The organism is Lutimonas halocynthiae (assembly GCF_030409835.1).
GTDB lineage: Bacteria > Bacteroidota > Bacteroidia > Flavobacteriales > Flavobacteriaceae > Lutimonas > Lutimonas halocynthiae.
The window spans coordinates 805726-828042 of sequence record NZ_JAUFQO010000004.1 but is presented as its reverse complement, the minus strand read 5'-3'; the positions used below and the strand labels follow the sequence as shown (position 1 = coordinate 828042).

The 22317-nt window shown below is 35.3% G+C and carries 19 protein-coding genes and 1 riboswitch; of the genes, 8 read left to right on the top strand and 11 right to left on the bottom strand.

What is annotated here, in order from left to right:
* Window positions 1-10 precede the first annotated feature (10 nt).
* From QWY87_RS09425 to QWY87_RS09400, 6 genes are all read left to right on the top strand, one after another.
* The gene (locus tag QWY87_RS09425) at window positions 11-1582 is read left to right on the top strand and encodes a type I restriction-modification system subunit M (RefSeq protein WP_290290568.1); all 1572 of its coding nucleotides are present in this window, start codon (window positions 11-13) and stop codon (window positions 1580-1582) included.
* Window positions 1566-2744, top strand: a complete 1179-nt coding sequence (locus QWY87_RS09420; protein ID WP_290290567.1) for a restriction endonuclease subunit S — start codon at window positions 1566-1568, stop codon at window positions 2742-2744. Before QWY87_RS09425 ends, QWY87_RS09420 begins: the two co-directional genes overlap by 17 nt.
* A gap of 14 nt (window positions 2745-2758) precedes the next feature.
* Entirely contained in the window at window positions 2759-4408 is a 1650-nt protein-coding gene (locus tag QWY87_RS09415) for an AIPR family protein (RefSeq protein WP_290290565.1), read from the top strand.
* 64 nt (window positions 4409-4472) lie between these two features.
* Entirely contained in the window at window positions 4473-5987 is a 1515-nt protein-coding gene (locus QWY87_RS09410) for an RNA-directed DNA polymerase (protein WP_290290564.1), read from the top strand.
* Window position 5988: 1 nt separating this feature from the next.
* Window positions 5989-9138: a type I restriction endonuclease subunit R gene (locus QWY87_RS09405; protein ID WP_290290562.1), complete on the top strand. Its 3150-nt coding sequence runs from the start codon at window positions 5989-5991 to the stop codon at window positions 9136-9138.
* Window positions 9139-9821: 683 nt separating this feature from the next.
* On the top strand, window positions 9822-10511 hold the full coding sequence (locus QWY87_RS09400) for an NgoBV family restriction endonuclease (protein WP_290290561.1): 690 nt from the start codon (window positions 9822-9824) through the stop codon (window positions 10509-10511).
* A 2-nt stretch (window positions 10512-10513) separates the two neighbouring features.
* Here QWY87_RS09400 and dcm read toward each other — a convergent pair whose 3' ends face one another.
* The gene (gene dcm, locus QWY87_RS09395; protein ID WP_290290559.1) at window positions 10514-11860 is read right to left on the bottom strand and encodes a DNA (cytosine-5-)-methyltransferase; all 1347 of its coding nucleotides are present in this window, start codon (window positions 11858-11860) and stop codon (window positions 10514-10516) included.
* 5 nt (window positions 11861-11865) lie between these two features.
* A complete protein-coding gene (locus QWY87_RS09390; RefSeq protein WP_290290557.1) occupies window positions 11866-12141 on the bottom strand; it encodes a DUF6471 domain-containing protein in 276 nt (91 codons plus the stop codon).
* 155 nt (window positions 12142-12296) lie between these two features.
* A riboswitch (SAM-I-IV-variant riboswitch) is annotated at window positions 12297-12388 on the top strand.
* Window positions 12389-12452: 64 nt separating this feature from the next.
* On the opposite strand from QWY87_RS09390, the gene QWY87_RS09385 reads away from it, so the two are divergent.
* Both QWY87_RS09385 and QWY87_RS09380 read left to right on the top strand, forming a co-directional pair.
* Window positions 12453-12809 carry a hypothetical protein gene (locus QWY87_RS09385; protein ID WP_290290555.1) on the top strand — a complete coding sequence of 119 codons (357 nt, stop codon included), beginning with the start codon at window positions 12453-12455 and terminating at the stop codon, window positions 12807-12809.
* 237 nt (window positions 12810-13046) lie between these two features.
* A complete protein-coding gene (locus tag QWY87_RS09380) occupies window positions 13047-13772 on the top strand; it encodes a CPBP family intramembrane glutamic endopeptidase (RefSeq protein WP_290290554.1) in 726 nt (241 codons plus the stop codon).
* 9 nt (window positions 13773-13781) lie between these two features.
* Here QWY87_RS09380 and QWY87_RS09375 read toward each other — a convergent pair whose 3' ends face one another.
* The 9 genes from QWY87_RS09375 to QWY87_RS09335 all read right to left on the bottom strand — a co-directional run bounded on the left by QWY87_RS09375 (window position 13782) and on the right by QWY87_RS09335 (window position 22305).
* Window positions 13782-14498, bottom strand: coding sequence for a DUF6090 family protein (locus QWY87_RS09375; protein ID WP_290290551.1), 717 nt, complete (start codon window positions 14496-14498; stop codon window positions 13782-13784).
* Between the two features lie 535 nt (window positions 14499-15033).
* Window positions 15034-16098 (bottom strand): nuclease-related domain-containing protein, encoded by a 1065-nt coding sequence (locus tag QWY87_RS09370; RefSeq protein ID WP_290290550.1) that lies wholly within the window; start codon window positions 16096-16098, stop codon window positions 15034-15036.
* Between the two features lie 90 nt (window positions 16099-16188).
* Complete coding sequence (locus QWY87_RS09365; protein WP_290290548.1) at window positions 16189-16569, bottom strand: hypothetical protein; 381 nt, start codon at window positions 16567-16569, stop codon at window positions 16189-16191.
* A gap of 13 nt (window positions 16570-16582) precedes the next feature.
* Window positions 16583-17290, bottom strand: coding sequence for a DUF6090 family protein (locus tag QWY87_RS09360; protein WP_290290546.1), 708 nt, complete (start codon window positions 17288-17290; stop codon window positions 16583-16585).
* Window positions 17291-17431: 141 nt separating this feature from the next.
* Complete coding sequence (locus QWY87_RS09355) at window positions 17432-18169, bottom strand: DUF6090 family protein (RefSeq protein ID WP_290290544.1); 738 nt, start codon at window positions 18167-18169, stop codon at window positions 17432-17434.
* A 260-nt stretch (window positions 18170-18429) separates the two neighbouring features.
* The gene (locus tag QWY87_RS09350) at window positions 18430-19263 is read right to left on the bottom strand and encodes a hypothetical protein (RefSeq protein WP_290290542.1); all 834 of its coding nucleotides are present in this window, start codon (window positions 19261-19263) and stop codon (window positions 18430-18432) included.
* Between the two features lie 190 nt (window positions 19264-19453).
* Window positions 19454-20191, bottom strand: coding sequence for a DUF6090 family protein (locus QWY87_RS09345; protein WP_290290540.1), 738 nt, complete (start codon window positions 20189-20191; stop codon window positions 19454-19456).
* Window positions 20192-20588: 397 nt separating this feature from the next.
* Window positions 20589-21353 (bottom strand): DUF6090 family protein, encoded by a 765-nt coding sequence (locus QWY87_RS09340; RefSeq protein ID WP_290290538.1) that lies wholly within the window; start codon window positions 21351-21353, stop codon window positions 20589-20591.
* Between the two features lie 586 nt (window positions 21354-21939).
* Complete coding sequence (locus tag QWY87_RS09335; RefSeq protein ID WP_290290536.1) at window positions 21940-22305, bottom strand: heavy-metal-associated domain-containing protein; 366 nt, start codon at window positions 22303-22305, stop codon at window positions 21940-21942.
* Between the last annotated feature and the right edge of the window lie 12 nt (window positions 22306-22317).

Sequence of the window (22317 nt, the reverse complement as noted above, 5' to 3'; positions counted from 1 at the left end):
TATTTAATATATGGTCAAAAGGAAAATATCAAATAAACCCACCAAATCCATGGAAGAGCAGCTTTGGGATGCTGCCAACAAACTCCGTGGAACGGTAGAAAGCTCTGAATACAAGCACGTGGTGCTCGGACTCATCTTCTTAAAATTTGCCAGCGACAAGTTTGAAGAGCGTAGAGAAGAACTCATAACAGAAGGCAAAGAGAAATACCTCGAGATGAAAGAGTTCTACAACATGAAGAACATATTCTTCTTGGCCGAAAAAAGCCGTTGGAGCCACATCTTAAAAAATTGTAAGCAAGACGACATTGCCCTGATTATAGATACCGCACTGCATAATGTAGAGAAGAACAACCCAGCCTTAAAAGGCGCCTTGCCCGACAATTACTTCTCACGCTTAAATATGGATGTAAGCAAGCTGTCTGCTTTGCTAGATACCATAAACAACATAGACACCTTAAAAGACAAGCAGCAAGATATTGTTGGACGCGTATATGAGTATTTTCTAAGCAAGTTCGCTTTGGCCGAAGGAAAGGGTAAAGGAGAGTTCTATACCCCCAAGAGTATTGTAAACCTTATTGCCGAAATGATTGAACCCTACAAGGGCATTATTTACGACCCCGCTTGTGGTTCGGGTGGCATGTTTGTGCAGTCTATGAAGTTTATAGACAACCACCATGGCGACAAAAAAGAAGTTTCCATTTACGGACAAGAATACACAGCCACTACCTATAAGTTGGCCAAGATGAATCTCGCTATTCGGGGAATTTCAGCCAATTTGGGCGATGTACCAGCCGATACTTTTGGGCGCGACCAACACCCCGATTTAAAGGCCGACTTTATTATGGCTAACCCACCTTTTAACCAAAAAGACTGGCGGGCTGCGAACGAATTGGTAGACGATGCCCGTTGGAAGGGTTACGAAATACCACCTACCAGCAATGCCAACTACGGTTGGATATTAAACATCGCCTCTAAACTCTCTAGAAATGGAGTAGCTGGTTTTATTCTAGCAAATGGTGCCCTTTCAGGAGGAGGAGAAGAATACAAAATTCGTAAGAAATTGGTGGAAAACGGAATGGTAGAAGCCATTGTGATTCTACCGCAAAACATGTTCTATACCACTAACATTAGTGTAACCCTCTGGATTCTAAACAACAATAAAAAGGAGAGAGTTGTAAAGCATCCTGATGGAAGTAGAAATTACCGAGATCGCCAACATGAAGTACTCTTTATGGATTTGAGAGAAGTGGGCGTACCGTTTGAAAAGAAATTCATTCAGTTTTCTAAAGACAATATTCGAGATATTGCTAAATCATATCACGATTGGCAGCAAAATGAAAGCGGCTATTCTGATGAAGCTGAATACACTTACTCGGCTACGTTGGATGAAATTAAAGCCAAAGACTATTCCTTAGTTCCTAGTAAATACATTGAGTTCGTTAACCGAGACGAAAACATCAATTTTGATGATAAGATGCAAAGACTGCAAGGTGAATTTGCTGAGCTTTTACAACAAGAACAACAATCAAAAGAAGATTTACTAAATGTATTTAAAGAGTTAGGTCATGAAATCAAACTATAAGAAAATAGGAGATTTCATTGAGTTAGTCGATGAACGAAATAGAGATTTAAGGATTACAAAACTGTTAGGTTTAAGTATTACCAAGGAGTTTATTCCATCTGTGGCTAATACTGTAGGCACAAACATGTCTACCTATAAAATTATAAGGAAGGGACAATTTGCATGCAGTATTATGCAGGTGAGAAGAGATAAAAAAATGCCTATCGCACTTCTTCAAGAATTTGATAAAGCCATAATTTCACAAGCCTATCCTGTTTTTCAAGTGATAGATGAAAATCTATTATTACCAGAATATTTGATGATGTGGTTTTCAAGATCTGAGTTTGACCGACACGCGTGTTTCTTAGCTGTGGGTGGTGTACGCGGAAGTCTTGAATGGGGCGATTTCCTTGAAATGGAACTTCCCATTCCCTCTTTTGAAAAACAACACGAAATAGTTGCCGAATACAACACGGTTGTAAACCGCATAAAACTCAATGAACAACTCAACCAAAAACTAGAAGAAACCGCCCAAGCACTTTACAAGCATTGGTTTGTAGATTTTGAATTTCCAAATAAAGAAGGTAAACCCTATAAATCCTCTGGTGGTAAAATGGTTTTCAATGAAGAGTTGGAGAAGCAGATTCCCGAGAGGTGGGAAGCTAAAAGAATTGAAGATGTTGCTGACTTGAAATACGGCAAAATGTTAGACTCGTCATTGTTTTTAGAATCAGGCTACCCTATTTTTTCTGGCTATGGTATTCGTGGTTACTATTCTTCATACATGTATGAAGAATCTCAAATTCTTGTTTTATGCCGTGGTGTCAGCGGGACTGGTGAAGTTCGCCTCTCTCCCAAACAAGCACACATAACCAACTTGAGCATTGTGGTTGAAATTGATAAAAACTCTGTTTCAAGAGAATATTATTTCTATTACCTAAAGAATGACAATCTGCGATCTTTAGATAGTGGTTCAGCTCAATCACAGATTACTTCAGGTGATTTGGGTTTCCATTATACACTTATTCCGCAAAAAGGTATACAAGATATATTTGGTTCACATGTTATTGTGGTTCATGAACAATTGAATATCAACGAAAAATCGATTAAGAAACTAAATGATTTGAAGTCCTTGTTTCTTGCCAAAATGACCAAAGTAGAACTAGAAAAAGAAATAGCTTAAACCGAGCCAACTTTATGATTAATCAGACTCAATTAAACAAACTACGACATCACATAGATCTTAATAAAGCCTATATTGATTCATTGCCTAAGGTGTCAGCTGATGACAACATGAAAAACTCCATGGCATTGACCATGTCTGTTTTAATGGATTATTACGGAGTTGATCAAGTTAAAGCCTATGATTCTTTAACCGATGGGGATGACGACAACAAAATTGATGGGTTCTATTACAGTGATGATGAAGATGAAATATCTGAATTAGTCATTATCCAATCAAAATATAAAAATGTTGATGGTGATACCTCAACTCACTCACAAGATGAAGTAATTCTTACAATCAGGAGTTGCGAAAAAATTTTAAATGGTGAAAGTTTCCAATATGAAAATGACATACTAAAGGGAAAATTAGAGACGTATAGAAACCTACAGGAAGCCAATGGGAAACCAAAAATTCGAATAAGATTATTCTACGCCACTAATGGAATTATACACGCTGGAAGAAAAGATTTGGATGAAATAAGACAAGCTCCAGATAATAGCATTTACCCTGAATTTCTTGATGCCACACGATATGGTCCTGACCCTGAGTTTAAGGACGGCCATTTAATGGTGAACCTTAAAAATAACCGAGATAAAACAGACAGTGTACTTGGCACAATAGAAGGCGCATATTATGGGAAAATCACAACGTGCCTTACAAATGAACTTATGCGTTTCTTCCAGGAGACAGGTGAAAACCTCTTGTTAAACTATAATGTTCGATACAAAATAAAGACAAGCAGAATTAACAATGAAATGAAGACTAGCTTTATAGACGAGCCTGAGAAATTTTGCTTTTTGAACAATGGAATCACTGTTGTTTGTGAAGATTTTGAATTACACGCCACTGGAACTGCTATAACTAGAATCGAAATGACAAAACCGAGTGTTGTGAACGGGGGTCAAACGATATCAACTCTCCACAATCTTTTCAAAACGGGAAATTATTCTGATCAATTTGAACAAGCCAGCCTACTAATAAGAATATATAAAGCTCCTAGTGAATACTTGTTAAATATTGCCAAGGCAACCAACTCTCAAAACCCGATCAATGTTGTTGACTTGCATTCAAATGATGAAGCTCAAAAAAGAGTGAAAGCCTACTTTGAAGCTAAAGGGATTGGTTTCCTTACTAAAGTTGGTGAGGACATTGAATTCTATAATGACACGATTACAAACGAAGGAATACTTCAGATGTATGCAGCACTTTATTTAGATGAGCCCGGAGCAGCAAAGAGGAGTAAAAGGACAGTTTTTAACAGATATTACGATATTGTGTTTACTAATGATATTGGCGAACCAATGTTTCGAAGACTTTACCTATGCTACCAACTTTATAGATTTTTAACAAATGAATCAAATATAGATTCGACTACAATGAATAATGCGATGTACTCATTTGCCTATTGCATGAAGTTACTTAACGCAAATATTTTAAATGAAAATATCCCTGAAAATCAAATTAGAGAGCATTTCATTCAGGCGTTACTAGTCAGTTCGACTATATTAAATAGCATAATACAAAGACGTCAAACAGAATTAGGGTTAAGATTCTCTTTGAACAACTTATTCAAAAGCAATGAAATAAAAGATCTTATTGATATAGAAATACAATCAAACTAAGATCAAAATATTCTATGAAATTCACGGATGTACTTTATGAAACACCAAATCGTGTAAATAATTTATGAAAACATATAAAAGTTACTACAATCAGATTACTAAAGAAGAGCTTTTTGAAGGCTTATTAGGAAACGGCTTATTTGCTAATAAAATCCCATCCGTTTTTACTTCTGAACAGTTTTTCGATTTTGTTTTAAAAAAAGATCCAGGTTTTCCAAAAAAGGGCTCATATGATTTCATTAGATATGAGAATATGCGGAATATTAATGTACCTAGACTTCTAGCAATTCCAAACCCTATTGGTTATCATAATTTGATAAAGACCATTGTAGATAACTGGGATGAGTTGACAACATTCATCTCAGAAAAAACTTCAAATCAATTATATAAGGTTAGCAAAGTTCATATCAGAAAAAAAAAGGATTCAAAAAGCCTTTTCGAAATGAACTACAAGACTTATGAAGATGAACCAAATAAGGATGTAGACTTAATTATTGGGAAGAGGTATAAAGTTCATGGTGACATCTCTAATTGTTTCCCTAGCATTTATAGTCATTCTATTCCTTGGGCCTTATTAGGAAAAGCCACGGCTAAAAGGAAATCGAATGATAAATTACTTTGGCAAAATCAGCTGGACTTTTATGTTAGAAATATAAAAAATCAAGAAACCAATGGTCTTCTAATAGGACCGCATTCATCAAACTTGATTTCTGAACTGATATTAATATCTATCGATCACGAGCTTGTAAAAATGAAATATAAGTTCACAAGACACATAGATGATTATGTATGCTACACAAAACATAAAGAAGAAGCAGAGAAGTTTTTAGTTGACTTGAATCACGAGTTGAAAAAATATGAGTTGAGTTTAAATCACAAAAAATCAATAATTGACGAATTGCCTCATTCATTTGTTTCTTCTTGGGTTCGAAAACTCAAAAATCATAGATTTAAGTTATATAAAAATGAAGAAGGCAAAGAGTTTCAGTCATTAAAAGAGACTGAAGTATTTCTTGATTTGGCCATAGACCTAATGCATAGTGAAGCTGACAATTCTGCTATTCTTAATTATGCATTGAATATGCTCTCAAAAAAACCTCTTAATTCTCATGCAGTCAATTATCTCGTAAAACGAGTGCATCACCTCTGTTACATTTATCCATATTTAATTCAAATCATCGACAAACTAGTTTTCACTCCTTTTAAGGTGATGAAATCTGGTAAGAAGGCAATTGCAGAAACAATGTTTGATCTTGGCATAGAAAAGCAATCCTATGAAGCGTGCAGTTACAGCCTCTTTTTTGCCTTGAAGTACAATTTTAAAATAGATGGATTTAACATGAGGTACGAGTCATTCAAAAGCGACGACTGCGTTTTTATGACTTTGGCATATTTATATTCTAAACAACAAGGTAAATGTTTAACGTGGTTTTATGTTAGGGCATTAAGCCTCCAAAAGAAAGATTTTGATAAATATTGGGTTTATGTTTATGAAGTTTTGAAAGAGATAAATCTAAAAGGGCCTTACAAAGCCATGAAAAAAAACAAAGTATCTTTTATTAAGCCGGAATATCATTAATATGAAATTCACCGAAGCACAATTAGAACAAGCATTTATTACGCTCTTAGCAGAGCAAGGTTATCTCTATGCCCCTGGGGAAGAAATTGACCGTGCACCAGAGGAAGTCATCATTAAAGAAGACTTGGAAGCCTTCTTGCTAAAGCAGTACAAGAAAGAAGGCATTACACAATCAGAAGTTGAGGGCATTATAACAGACTTACAAAAATACCCAGCTTCAGATTTGTATGAGAGCAACAAGGCCATCATGAAAAAGATGTGTGATGGTTTCCTACTCAAACGAGAAGACCATAGCCAAAAAGATATTTGGATTCATCTTATGGACTATTCAGCGGCAGACCAGAATATCTACAAGATGGTCAACCAGCTAGAAATTGAAGGGTTTGTAAAGCGCATTCCAGATGGTATTTTATACATCAATGGGTTACCGGTCGTAGTATTTGAATTTAAGTCGGCCATCAGAGAAAGCGCCACAGTTCATGATGCGTATATTCAACTCACCACACGCTACAAAAGAGACATTCCAGAATTATATAAATACAATGCCTTTTGTGTCATTAGCGATGGCGTAAACAGTAAGGCGGGATCTTTTTTTGCACCTTACGAGTTCTTCTATGCCTGGCGTAAAATTGAGGGCCATGAGAAAGAAGTAGATGGCATAGATTCCATGCATACCTTGATAAAAGGGATGTTTCAAAAAGATCGTTTACGAGACTTAATACACAACTTTATCTACCTGCCCGATAGTTCTAAAAAGGACGAGAAGATTGTGTGTCGTTACCCGCAATACTATGCGGCAACCAAATTATTTGAAAATATAAAAATCCACCAAAAGCCTGAGGGCGATGGCAAAGGTGGAACCTACTTTGGTGCCACAGGATGTGGCAAGAGTTTTACCATGCTCTTCCTAACACGGCTCTTAATGCGCAGCGCGTATTTTGCTAGTCCTACCATTGTACTTATTACAGATAGAACCGATTTAGACGATCAGTTATCCGGTCTGTTTACCAGTGCAAAAGGATTTGTGGGCGACAATACCATTGTAAGCGTTACCAGTCGTGACGAGTTGCGCAATCAACTGAAAGGGCGCAATAGTGGTGGCGTGTTTTTAACTACGATCCACAAGTTTAACGAAGACACTGATTTACTCACCGAACGCAGCAATGTGATATGTATTTCAGATGAAGCACACAGAAGTCAAACGAATCTAGATTTAAAGGTTCGGGTTACGGAATATGGAGTAAAAAAGTCTTTCGGTTTTGCCAAACACTTACACGATTCATTACCCAATGCAACCTATGCAGGGTTCACGGGAACACCTATAGATGCTACCATGGATGTATTTGGTGATATTGTGGATTCCTATACCATGACGGAGTCGGTAGAAGATGAGATCACCGTTCGAATTGTATACGAAGGACGGGCAGCAAAAGTGCTTTTGAACACTTATAAGCTCCGAGAAATAGAGATTTATTATCAAAATGTAGCGGCAGATGGGGCAAATGAATATCAAATAGAAGAAAGTAAAAAGAAAATGGCTTCGATGAACAACATCATTGGAGACCCTGATAGAATAAAAGCCATTGCTGCTGATTTTGTAGCCCATTATGAAGCCCGCTTAGAAGAAGGGTCTACCATTTTGGGGAAAGCTATGTATGTGGCGAGTAGTCGTCCGATAGCTTATATGGTTTACAAAGAGGTTATTGCCCTGCGCCCAGAATGGGCAGAGGTAAAAGCCTTTGACGAAGGAGCTGAACTTTCGGAAAAAGACAAACGTGAAATTAAACCCATGGCTCGGATCAATATGGTGATGACTCGAGGCAAAGACGATCCTGAAGAAATGTATAATGCGTTAGGGACAAAAGAAGACCGTAAAGAATTAGACCGTCAGTTTAAAAATGCCAAGAGCAACTTTAAAATTGCTATCGTGGTAGACATGTGGCTCACCGGTTTTGATGTGCCTTTTTTAGATACCATGTACATTGACAAGCCTGTACAACAACACAGTTTAATTCAAACTATTTCACGCGTCAATCGTAAGTTTGAAGGAAAGTCAAAAGGTTTGGTAGTTGATTATTTAGGTATCAAACGTCAGATGAATTTAGCCTTAAAACAGTATTCTACGGTTGACAGTCAAAATTTTGAAGATATCCAACAATCCATCGTGGTGGTAAAAGATCACCTAGTAATTTTGGAAGCTATTTTACATAAGTTTGACGATAGCAAATATTTTAATGGAAGTCCGGTAGATCAGTTGAATACCCTCAACAAGGCGGCAGAATATGTCCAGCTTACGAAAGATTTAGAACATCGTTTTATGAACTTAGTAAAGCGGATGAAAGCAGCTTATGACATTTGTTCAGGAAGCGCTTCTTTTAGTATTGAAGAAAAAGATCACATCCATTTCTATTTAGCAGTGCGCTCAATTGTTCACAAGCTTACAAAAGGCAATGCACCTGATACCGCACAGATGAATGCTAATGTAAGTGAGATGATTCAAGAGGCCATTGAAAGCGAAGGCGTGGAAGAAATCTTTAAGCTTGGCGATAATGATAATTCAGAAGTCGACATCTTTGATGAAGACTATTTGGCCAAGATTGCCAAGATCAAACTACCTCATACCAAGATAAAATTATTACAAAAGTTACTTTCAAAAGCGATAGACGACTTTAAGAAAATCAACAAAGTAAAAGGGGTCGATTTCTCGAAGAAGTTAAGAGCCTTGATAGACCAATACAACCAACGTAAAGAGTCAGATGTTCTAAGAAGTGAAGTTCTAGAAGATTTTACTGACGAAATAATAGACCTATATCATGCCTTAAAAAAGGAAAAAGATTCCTTTGAAGACATGGGTATTGATTTTGAAGAAAAGGCGTTTTATGATATCCTAAAAGAATTGGCTCATCGCTATGATTTTGATTATCCTGAAGATAAGTTAGTTGAATTAGCTCGAAAAGTCAAAAAAGTAGTGGATGACAAAGCAAAATATACGGACTGGAGTAAACGATCGGATATCAAAGCTGAACTCAAAGTAGATTTGATTATCCTTTTAGCTGAAAATGATTACCCACCTGTTGATCGCGATGAAGTTTATAAAGAAATTTTTGAACAAGCGGAGAATTTCAAGAAGTATAATAATGGAAATATTTAAACCTTGTCATAGATAAATTTTAAATTTACTCTAAAACGTATAAAATGATAATTTATGATAGTAAATATAAAATGTATATACGCCCCAAAGAATATTATTTTACTTGTTTTAAAACAAAGAAGTAATTTGTCAACCTCATTTTTAACAGTAAAAACCTTGTAAATAATTTTAAAAGGAGCGTCTGGCCGTTTAATATCATTCTCCAAGTGCAGAAGTCATAAATACGGCCAAGGAATGGTTTGGTGAAGAGAATGTTTTAAACCTTAACGAAAAATAAATAGCATACATCAAAACGTATCATTCAAACTTGCCCTGCGGAATGCTGCAACACCATACACGGACTGTTTTTTATTTATAAAACATTATGCATAAACCAATTAGAAGTCAAAGAAATAAGGGCTACTCAAATTAGAATCACCAGTGAGCTAATTTTGTATTTTGGTGGTTCAAGATAATATTTACATCAAAATTACTTTGAAAGCTGATAGTGAGTTAAATTTTTAAAAATAAAAACAAATGAAAAACTCCTCTGAATGGTTATTTCCTAATTTGTTCAATTAATTATATTATTGGGTTCTAGAATTTTCGTTTCAACTATTTGGAGAGCTGATATAATTCATGTAGTTTATTTTTTTTTAAAACTATATTTGGGAAATAATAAATGGCAGTAAAACTTAAACCGTATGAAATTAACCGCTAATCAACTTTATAACAAATTAGTAATTGAGAAAAAACTTATAGGTAAAAAAGGAAAAATCACTTTTAAATTAATGGATATTTCATTGGAAGTTGAGACAAAAGACACGGTTGGTAATTTGGTTCAAGAATGGATAAAATCATGGATGATATCGGAAAATATTGAATTTAAAGATCCTCCAAGTACACAAAAATTTCCCGATTTCCAGCTTGATTTATCGGATAATACAAAAGGACTATTAGAGATAAAATGCTTTGATTATGATGCTTCAGCAAATTTTGACATTGCAGCGTTTTTAGCGTACAGGAGATCACTCCTAGAGCATCCATTTAGATTAGACTCTGACTATTTAATTATTGGATATGCTATGGATGGGACTGATGTTATTATAAAAGATGTTTGGTTAAAAAAAGTTTGGGAAATCTGCGGTCCTAGCGGAAAATGGGCATTAAATTGCAATGTTAAACAAGGTGAGCTAACCAATGTTAGACCAATAAAATGGTATAATAATAATAGAACAACTTTCAAACCATTTAAGAGTGCCTTAGAATTTGTTGAAGCTTTTGACAGCAATCAAAGACAATGGGCAAGAACATCTAGAGATGCCATAACCAGTACTTGGAAAAAATTAGTAATAAGTGGCTATAAAAAATCAACGGGTAAAGATTTGATTTAAAATCAAATCTTTACTACATTTTTATCAACAGAAATACTATTTACATTGTCTTGATATATTACTGCTAATTGGCGTACTACGTGCTCAACAACAGGAACAGCTACCGTATTTCCTAATAAATCAAAAGCTTCAGCTTCTTTTACTGGAATTTGATACCATTCTGGATAGCCAAACAAACGTAAGCCTTCTCTAATAGTTAATCTTCTTAAACCTCCGTTGTCTGGAACAGCTAATCGAGAAACATCTGTTGCTACAAGTGTTGGTGCAATATCATTTGGGTCCAAAATTTTATTTATTTCAAAGCTTAATTTTCCAGTAACAATATTATAACCCTTTGGCTTCGATTCATCATAAGTACGATATTTACGAACTCCATTTTCTGTTATTTCATGTACAAGTTTTTTTGGATGCTCAAATCTTAAATAACCTTTTTTAACTAAGTCATCCAATACAACTAGAAGCTTATCATTCTTATGGAAAGTTGAGATTTGCTTCAAAGTTAAAGCCATTCCATCCATCCAGTCAATTCCGATTTTTTCAGCCCAATGTTTTTTACGTCTTTCTTTAAAAAGCTTGTTTAATAAAATAATTTGCTCGTCTGATACTTCTCCTTTGATTCCAATATCCCAACTATGAATATTATTGTCTCCGCCTCTTTTGTCCTTAATAGATTTACCGTACAATTCTTCCATTTCAAAATGGTTAAATAGCTTTTCAGTAAAATCAGATTTAATAGTTTCCAATCCACTTTCTAAAATGGTATTTAAAGTATTAAATTCTTTATCAAAAAAAGTAAGGTTCGCTTTTTCGTCTTTTGTTCCAACAATAAATATTCTCTTGCGAGATTGTGGTAAACCAAATTCAATAGAATCTAAAACCTTCCAAGTAACTTTATATCCCAATTCAGTTTTAAGCTTATATAAAATAGTCGATAAAGTCTTCCCAATTTTATCACCCTTATTCTCTAAATCGTGTTTAACAAGCCCTTCAACATTTTCCAGAATAAAACCATATGGATTTTTATCTTTTAAAATTCTCTCAATTTCAAAAAACAATGTTCCTCTTGTATCAGAAAACCCATGACGATTTCCTGCTGAACTGAATGATTGGCAGGGAAACCCGCCTAAAAGAAAATCAAAGTCAGGTATTTGCTCATTTTTAACCTGAAAAATATCACCTTTAAAATAATCGTGACTGAAATTTTTTGTTAATGTTTCCACGGCATAAGGCTTAATTTCAGAAGTCATTACACATTCTGTTTCAAAACCTAATTCTTGAAATGATTTTTCAAAACCTAACCTAATTCCTCCAAGTCCAGCAAATAGGTCGATAAATTTAACTTTTGGCATATTAACTATTTTTTCAGGTTATATTCTGCTTGAGGTTCAGCAGCTATTGATAATTGATTTTCATATTCTTCAATTTCGATTTTTTCACAACCAATAACAGTTAAACATTGTAAAAAGAAAGATGCGCTAAACGTACCTCGACTGATTTTACTATCTATACTCGATTTGGTTTCTTCAATTCCGATTTGCTCAAGCATATTCGCCAAGTCTGAATTTGAAATTCCTCTACGCACCAATTCTGACTTTAACAAACGTTTGACTTTATCATTCCAATCAGACATAATTATGGATTTGATTTATTGCAAATTTGCACATATATTTGCACATATGCAAATATATGTGCAAAAATAAAAATATATGAAATAGGATAAGATCATTTATTTTGAGAATAAAAATAGGAAAATATTTTATAAATAAAACAAAACAAATACCTTTACTCCATCATTAAGAGTCCTAACAGACAGCAACCGAGTATAACACCACGGTGCTTTTACAATGAGCCTTTACAAAGGAAAAATATTATAGAAAACATTCCAAGAAAGCTATTTTGAAATCCTAATGATATAAGTCTAATCATTTAAAACTTTATATCATGAAAAAAGAAAAACCATTATCCATCAGATTGTACGAACAGTACACAGAAAGTTTTGACAAGTGTACCGATCAGGAAATCATCGCAGCTTTTAATGCAGAAGCCGGAAACTGCGGCTGGGGAACTGCCAGAGCAAGTTATCTCGGAGCGCTTCACAAACAATTAGAAAAACGAAATTTTGACTATTCATCAATAGGAGGCAAGGGCAGTATGTCACTTAAATCAAAGATCAAACTGGAAGGCAAAGTGATCAAAACCATAAGCGATCCGCCTGATATCAATCCAAATAATGGTTTATGGAAAATGGTTCCTGATAAGAATGATCCAAGAGGGTATAGAGTGGAGAGGATTTGTTGATAGGTGATTTGTAAAGAATTTTTGAGACTCTTATTTAGAAATAAAACGGGTTAATTCATAGGCTAAAGATTTAGGTTTATGCAGTGATCGAATTTAATTCGACTTTAAGAATTCCGGCCGCTTAGTCAAGGCTTGACATCTGCAGGGTGAAAAGAGTCAAACCTTGACTTGCATTCGAAGCATTCAATCATTCCATAACAAACCCCCTGACATAACTCATAATTTTTCAAAAGAGAGATGATTACTTTTAAAGGTGATATCATGACCAAAACATCTCGAAATATCCTTGCAATCTGCATCGCCATTTTACCAATCAATATCATCATGATATGGTATAGGTTAACACAGACAAACAATTTCTCTACCACCGATATGATCGTTTATCCGTTGGTTTTTGGTGGAGGAATAAGCCTGCTGATTTGGTGGCTGAACAAATACTTGATTAAGGATTCATTTAAAGAAACATTTAACCCAGGAAAAGGAACTTGGTATGCGGATATTGCAGTAGGTCTTGGTTTAACGGCGATCTATTTTATCATGTTCTTTATAGAGCGAGTCACCTTGTACCGATGGATCCCCAATCATAATCCGCCCAATACAGAATTGATTGATACCATGGCAGAGTTGGCAAATAATCCTTTGTTACTGCTTATTTGGTTTGGCCCTGTTTTATGGATTGGCATTGCGCTCTTTGAAGAACTATCAAGGGTATTTTTACTAAAATGCCTGTGGAATATAAATGAGAATAAGAATTGGCATGTTGTTGCCATCTTTTTAGCATCCGCCTTAATCGGTGTAGCACATTTGTACCAAGGAACCGCCGGGATCATCTCCATAGCACTCAAAAGTGTCATCATGAGTTTTTACTTCTATAAATACCGCAGAATACTACCCTTGATTATTTCTCATGCACTTTATGACGGCGTACAATTTGCTTTTTTTGTACTGCAATTTCGAAACTAATAGATTGAATTAATAATACTCTTTTAATAGCTCTAAAATATTTATATTGATTTGCTCTAGCTCCCTATTTTGCTCTAGTAAGTCTGTTATGATGACCCATTTGAGTGTGATGATATTTCTAAATTTACTATCATGTAATACCTCTAAAATTTTATCATTTTCATTAGGTGTTGGTAAACGATACTCCGCAAGCCTTCGAGGGGCAACGGCAAGAAAATCCATATGATCAATAATATAAGGTTGGAACGATTCAACGAGCTCTAATTCATGAGTTGTTTGAACCAGTTTTAAAATATTGAGTTTCTCAAAATAAAAAGATAATTCAGTTTTTAATGCTTTGTTTTTAAGAAGTTTTAAATCACCGGATCCAATCAAATTATTATAAACTCTGTCTGAGCTACTATAGGTTGGCATATTATTAATTGTCATGCAAGCCTTGTTTAAAGAATCGACAGAAATTGATGGCTTTTCAAGTAAAGACTGTTCTATTAACCCTTTTAAAGTGGGTATCATTGACTCATATTCTTTAATAACTTTTTCAGATCTGCTGAGATTGGTCTGGTAATCTTCCAGCATCTCTTTTAAGTAATTTCCTTCAATTTTATTTTCCTTCCGTTCTTCATTCCAGGTATTGATCTGCAAAGCGATCAAGATACCAATCACTACAAGTACGATCTCACCCATAGCATAGCGAGCATATTTTAAAGGACGGTTGTCATCAGCCATTTTTTTTCGGATTCGTCTAAAAAAAGGAATAATTGGTTTGTTAGTTGAGTCATAAATATAAGGAGAAAGATTGGACCTGCCTGCCAGCGAGGCTGGGATTGGAGAATTGAGATTGGAGATTGTTGATTTTAGAACACACCCCCAACCCCTCTCAAGAGGGGAGTTGATCTCATCATTGACTTTTATCGGGACGAAATCGACCTCTTTGAATTTCGAAGTAGGGTTTTGATTGGAGAATGAAGATTGGAGAGTGGAGATTTGAGATTTTTGAAGGGTTCTTCTAAACTAAAATCGTTAATTGGACCGTGCCGCTGCACGCCAGCAATAATGAACGGAACAACGGAAGTGCGTTCGGACTGAAAGGGAGAACAAGCATGAAGTTGTGGGAGTGAATGGTACGAAGTAATTGCCTCGTGCAGTGACTCCTTTTTTTGGTTCTTTTTTTGGAGGAGCAAAAAAATGAACAGAAAATCTTATCAAGACAAAAGAGTAAAGAACAATATCTCAAAAACTTTTCATAAAGGAAACCCTTACCCTATGTCAAAGAAATTAATCCTATATAAATTTTATGCAATTCTTGATCATTGAAAATTGGATCAAAATATTCAATATAAGCGTTTAACTCTTTTAAAGTTTTAATTTTTACATGTTTGAATTGTCCCTTGGGTTTCTTGTTGATCATCACAACAATATTCCGAATTGGGATTTGTTTGTTTGCACCCCAAACATGCTTTTTTAAATTGACATTTCTTCTACTTAATAAAACAAATAAAGCATAACTGGATCTGTTTATTTGCGCAACAGGTGACCTGAAATTTGCAGAATTTATTGACCTTCTGCTCCAGTTCTTTGTTTCCAAAATGAATATTCCGGCCTTTGAAATTAAGAGATGGTCTATTTGAATTGAATGAATTTTGCTCTTGTCTTTTTTATAATAAAGAGGGGTGTCAAGCGCTAATGAGAAATTGTTGATCAAAATATAATCATCAGAAAGTTTCTTTATTTCATTGACAACTAAATTCTCTCCAATCGCACCTGCAATTAATGGGTTGAGATTTGTAACAACATCTTTAATTTGCGCGAGCTGTTTTATGTCTTTTTTACTCCTATTGTTTACTTCGATATCCTTTTCAAGAGTAAATCTTTTTAGAGTTTGATGTTTACTGTTAATTTCCTTTTCTACCTCAATGGTTGCTTTCTGTAATATGTTGTCGTAGTTGTTGAGTAAATAGTTAAATCTTGTATCAAGAACCTTCACGATCATCGATGCGAAAAGTTTTTCTATATAAGACTTATCATATTCCTTTTTAATTTGAGTCTTACGGTTAAAGTTGGCAATGATCTTTCGATTCAGTTTTTCCAAACTTTTATTTCTGACTCTTTGTAAAACGTCGTTATTATAATTAATGCTTTGTTTTAAATCAATGACGTCTTTTGCTAATTCATTTTCAAAACGCTTTTCAATCAACTTTTCCTCTGATCGATAATTTTTGAGAAAATCATGCAATTCATTTACAGAATTGAACCTGCTGATACCCCTAGAATCAAGGGTTTTTCTAATTTGCTTTAGCGAGTCAATTTGTCCATGAATTTGTGCCATATGTATTCCAGTTTATAGTTTTACTGGTGCAAATTTAAGCCCAACTAGCTATGAATCAGACGACATGAGATGTCTTTAGATCTATTTAGCCTATAAAAGGAGATTTAACCTGCCTGCCGGCAGGGATTTGAGATTGAAGATTTGAGATTGAAGATTTGAGAAGTATTCTTTTAAACCGAAATCGTTAATTGGATCGAGCCGCTGCACGCCAGCAATAATGAACGGAACAACGGAAGTGCGTTCGGACTGAAAGGGAGAACAAGCATGAAGTTGTGGGAGTGAATGGTGCGCAGCAATTGCCTCGTGCAGTGACTCCTTTTCCTGCCTGCCGGCAGGCAGGTTTGGTTCTTTTTTTGGAGGAGCAAAAAAATGAACAGAAAATATCATTAAGTTTTTATCTCCATAAAGAACAGATGTTTCAAGACAAAAGAGTAAAAAAGATAATCCTTCTGCAAGGATGGAATCTTGCATCAAAAAAAAACCATTAATCCCTTAACTCCTCATCAATAAAATCAATCAAATCATTAATATTACCGGAAGTTCTTTGGGCTCGATTTTGAACCATATTATTCTCAAGGATGGCTAGATTCAAAATATTGATAAAGGAAGGATCATTTTTCAATGCGATATAGTCTGTTTGAGATATTTCAGATGTTGCTTCAAAATAATTGTTCTGATTTGAGATAAATGAAAAATACTCAGCATATTTAGGCAGAATAATATTATTGATCTTAAAAATGCGTTCATTTTCATATTTCGCATAATAGGGATAACTTGATTCATAGAGTTTTGAAATGGATCCTCTTAAACTGTCGTTTGAAATAATATCAAGACCCTTTGAATTCAAAAGAGAGAAGCCTCCGTGCATAGGGTCAAAATGAGGGTTTATCCTCGATACCTGAACATTGTATTTGAATTCATCATTAGGTTGGTCATACTTGCTTAAATAATCGATTACTGCTTCCCCTGAAATGGTTATAGAATCCATGATGTCAATATCGCTATCGAGTTCAACCAAATCAAACATTAAATTAGAACGAATTTCTTTCAAAGTCTTGGTTTCAATGATCCCGGTTTTCCGTTCTTCATTCCAAGTATTGATCTGAAGGGCAATCAATATCCCAATCACCACAAGTATTATTTCACCCACAGCATAGCGAGCATATTTTAAAGGTCGGTTGTCGTCTGCCATTTTTTTTCTAATTTTTCTGAAAAAGGGGATCATAATTTAGATGTTTTAGGGCCAACGCGCCAGCTGGCCCATTCGCTAAAAATGTCTTCCAGACATTTTCTTAACACTCTGTCCTTAAAAAAAGAAATCATTTAATGAATTTTATTTCTGAAGTTCTGAGTCGATGAGTTTAATTATTTCCGAGGATTGATTATTTATAATTGTATCCCACTTTTCATGAAAATTCATGTGTTTATACATCCAGTTATACACATTGTGATGAAATTGTAATCCCCTAAGGATATTTACTTCAGATTCATCTCTCCTTTCATTTCCTCCAGTTACCGGGACAAAATCGTCTCCAGGAATCGCTGGACTAAAATAAGTTGAACTTCTCAGATTCCAATATTTTTCTAATTCATGGATGTTCTGCTTGGTGTCCATAATCAAATGCTCATCAATAATCATTAATAAATCTTGTTCTTTTTTAAGCAAAGCTAATTTATTGCGAATTTGCTCATTAAGAAGAGAAGTTTTCCCTGATGAAAGCATGTCGGAATAGGTGTTGTTTATCGGGATATAATTGTGAAAAGCAAAACCCGTAACAAGGCATGAATCTGCAATTTGATTGACTGTCCAATTACCACTGTCATAATACTCATAATAATTTGCGATTCTCTTTTTCCAGTATGCTTCACGATCTCGGATATCTTTATAATTTAATGAATCTGCTAAAAGATCATTTTTTATATTATTCAGATATTCATGAGTTATGATCCTTGTTTTTCGTTCCTCATTCCAGGTATTGATCTGAAGCGCAATCAATATCCCAATTACCACAAGTACTATTTCACCCACAGCATAGCGAGCATATTTTAAAGGTCGGTTATCATCAGCCATTTTTTTACGGGTTCGTCTAAAAAAAGGAATCATTGGTTTGTTAGTTGAGTCATAAATATAAGGAGAAAGATTGGACCTGCCTGCCAGCGAGGCTGGGATTGCACCATTTCACCCATTGCTCTAAAACAAAAAACTCACCGGGTGAACTGAAGTCAACCGCTGAGCGGTCACATCACTATTTGAAGCAAGAAAGACACATCCCAGCCTCTCTCAAGAGGGGAGTTGATCTGATCATTGACCTTTATTGGGACAAAAAACCCTTAATAATACTCATAAAAAAACGCCATTTTCCTTCCATCATAATGAGTCTGAATCTCTGATACCGGATAGTCCAATGAATTGTAGATGATTTCACTTTTATAAGAAAAGCTTTCATCCATATTTCCTGCAGCGTCTTTTGTTTCGGCTACAATAGTGTTATGATATGTAATATTTCCATAATTATGGTGTTGGCCGATTGAGCTATGCCATCCGTTTTTTGAATCCATAGTATAGTAATCCGTATACTCTAGCACTCCATCATCGTCATAACCAGTTACGATAGAGCTACAGTTGGCATCAACATATTCAAATTCAGCGTAGCCAGTTCTTTCACTTTTGCTATTAAAATATTCATATTTGGTCCTTCCACAGCTATTATCCAGGTGGGCAATGCCTAGTAATCGAGAAGTACCATCAGGAAAATGCATTTCAGAACGTATAATATTGTTTGGTTCTTTGATATACCGCGTAGTGCTTTTTAATTCGTTCTCATGACTATGATAGGAGGCGATTACTACCCCTTCTTCATAGGTGTATTTAACCACTCCACCAGTAATGTTTAATTCTGGAATCGTGTTTTCATAATAGTAATGTGATGTTTCCAGGATAAGTCTGTCTTGGTCATCATATTCATATTCAACTTCTCCTTGAATCTTTGTTTCCCCATACTTGCTCCAAGACCTTTTTTTTAATAAATAGCCCTCACTGACATCAAGATCATCCTCTGAAAGCTCAGTTCCCCGATCATAAGAATCAAAATTATTTTCTAAACCATCAGAACCACAAGAGATGATTTGACCCAGAACAAACAACAACAAAAAAGACTTTTTCATAAAAAACGATTTGATTTTTCATGGAAATTAAGATTTAATTACTGCATATCCTTATGGATTCCCGTAGATGTTGTAAAAATACCGTGGAGAGGGTATGGTGATTAGTGCCTGCCTGCCGGCTGGCAGGGATTGGAGATTGGACCTGCCTCGTCGGCAGCAGGGATTTTTGAAGGGTTCTCTTGAATCAAAATCACTCCTGAATCTCCTCCTCTAATAATTTCAAATTCTCCTCCAGATAGTCTTTGATTTGTAAATATTCTTGTATTAAATAATTGAAATTCAAGGCATGGAAAACAACCAGGTTTTCAAATTCCTTATCCCGCATAAAAACATCATAATTAGCCGGGAAATGAGAAGACGCCTTAATGTCTAATTGTGTTATTTCGCTAACTCTCTTTGGAGTAGGAATATTTTTTAAGTTGAACTTATCATTTAAATAGATCATAAGTACATTAAAAGAATGGTTGTTTGCAATCTGAATATCTTTATTGGCATCGTTAAACATACCTGACCAGTTTGAGATGTTAACTTTTAAAGTATTGTTTTGAATAATATTGAGTTTGCCTGAATTAATAATATCATCTACACTACCGGTATACGGATCATAGGTGCTGTAATTGATCATATGACTGATCAAACTATCTACTTCAGCGATTGTATAATCCGAAGCGTTGGGGCGTACTAGTGATAACATTTTTTTGCTTGAATCAAATGCATCTGTTGACATAGCAATAATATTGTTGAGATTATCCAGATTATCTGTAAAAGTCTCATGCAAGCCGATAAGCACCGACTGCTCCTTACGCTTTTCTATCTGCTCATTGTTCCAGGTATTGATCTGCAAGGCAATCAATATTCCAATCACCACGAGCACAATCTCACCCACAGCATAACGGGCATACTTTAAAGGTCTGTTGTCATCAGCCATTTTTTTTCGGATTCGTCTAAAGAATGGAATCATTGATTAGTTCGTTGAATGATAAATATAAGGAACTTTTGAATATCGAACTTGCCTGCCTGCCTGAAGGCAGGGATTGTTGATTTTAGAAGTAAACTCCCAAACTAAATAGTTATTTAGATCCAAAACGGCCTTTTTGATTTTTCGTCTTGCATCCTGATAATTTTGGAAAGGGAGAGGTAATAGCCCACGAGTGTAACGGCTTGGGCTATGGTAGGGTAAAAATTATCAGATAGATGCACAGAAAAATAAAAACCAGCCTTGAATTTTTGGCTCTTTTGTTTCAAGACAAAAGAGTAAAAAAGGTAATCCTTATGCAAGGATGGAATCTTGCACTAAAACAAAAAGATAAATAAGAATATCAATTCTACTTCTCTGCCTTCCACTGCTCTAAATCATTCAATAATGAAACTGCATTATCTTTCAAGCCAGTAAGTAATCTGGCTTGCACAAGGTGTGACCGTGTAATGCGTTTTAATTGAAAATCGAAATCCTCATTTTCTTTTAAATAAGTTAAAATAGCTTCAAGGTCATTGGGATTTACATGTGAAATATTTTTACCAACATAGCCAGCAGTGGGTGTTAAAAGGATGTTTTCACGGCTTAATATTTCCTCATGGATATGCATCGGGATAGCGTCAACCACAATTGGTAGATATCCGTTAACCAATTGATCGGTATATTCTTCAAACCACCAATCAGGACTAAAATTATAATAGTTTCTGATAGAATTTGTTATTTCAATTTCCTTGACCAACTTTAAATTTCCGGTACTTTTTAAATCATCAATAGTATTAGTGCTCACGGAAGGCCTGAGTGACCTTCCGACTCCTTGTAATTTGATAACAAAGGCATTCGTGTCTTGAATAATAGCGTTTTGATGAACAACTTTTTTGATCTGTTTGCAAAACTGATTCTTTAGAACAGCAGATTGTATATGATCAGATAGCATAATCGTATCTGATTTTAAATCATCTATCAATCTGTCCATATAGACCATGGTGGCCTTTTTGCTCTTCCGCTCCTCATTCCAAGTATTGATTTGAAGCGCAATCAAAATTCCAATCACCACAAGTACAATTTCGCCCACAGCATAGCGGGCATATTTTAAAGGTCGGTTGTCGTCTGCCATTTTTTTACGGAGTTTACGGAAGAATGGAATCATTAAGGTTTTAGTTGAGGAATAAATATAAGGAAATATATTTTTTGTTTGAATGTCGAACCTGCCTGCCGGCAGGCAGGTGTCAAATAAGGAATGTCGAATATCGAAGTTAAAAATTGATTTGAGATTGAAGATTGTTGATTGGAGATTTTAGAACACACCCCTGCCTGCCGGCAGGCAGGCCCAGCCCCTCTCAAGAGGGGAGTTGATCTCATCATTGACTATTGTCGTGACCAAGTCGACCTCTTTGAATATCGAATATCGAAGTGTTCTATTAAATCAAAATCATTAATTGGACTGAATCTTTTACGTCAGTGTAGATTGAAAAGTGCGTGGAAAATTTCTGAATCCCTGTCTGCCGACAGGCAGGCTTGGAAGAAATTTAGCACTTTTAAATCAGTTTTTAGGCGTTCGAAGAAAAGCCTAAAAAACACCTCGTAAAAGGCTCCTTTTTTTTGATTCGTTTTTTTTGGAGAAGCAAAAAAAATGAATAAAGAAGGTTATCCCTTATGCAAGGATGGAATCTTGCACTAAAACAAAAAGATAAATAAGAATATCAATTCTTATTCTCCTCTTGATGCTCCTTCTGCACCTCATCATCCCGATACCTGCAACAAGTATGAACCGAAAGATAGGCTTCTTCAGTAGCTTTGATCGCCTTGGTATCGTGACCAACAGCCGCTACATGCTTAGCAACACTGTCTAAATTGGTTTTACGGGCATCGTAAATCAGATCTAACTGATGTGTATCAATACTCCAAACTGCTGATTTGACTCCCTTAGTTTTAATGGCAGCCAATTCGATCCTTTCTTTACACATGCCGCATACGCCATCAACTTCCATGCTGGCTCTGGCATTCTTGTCTTGAGCAAAGGTTATATTCATCAAAAAAAGTGCGAAAATGGTGATGATCTGTTTCATATCTATTGGTTT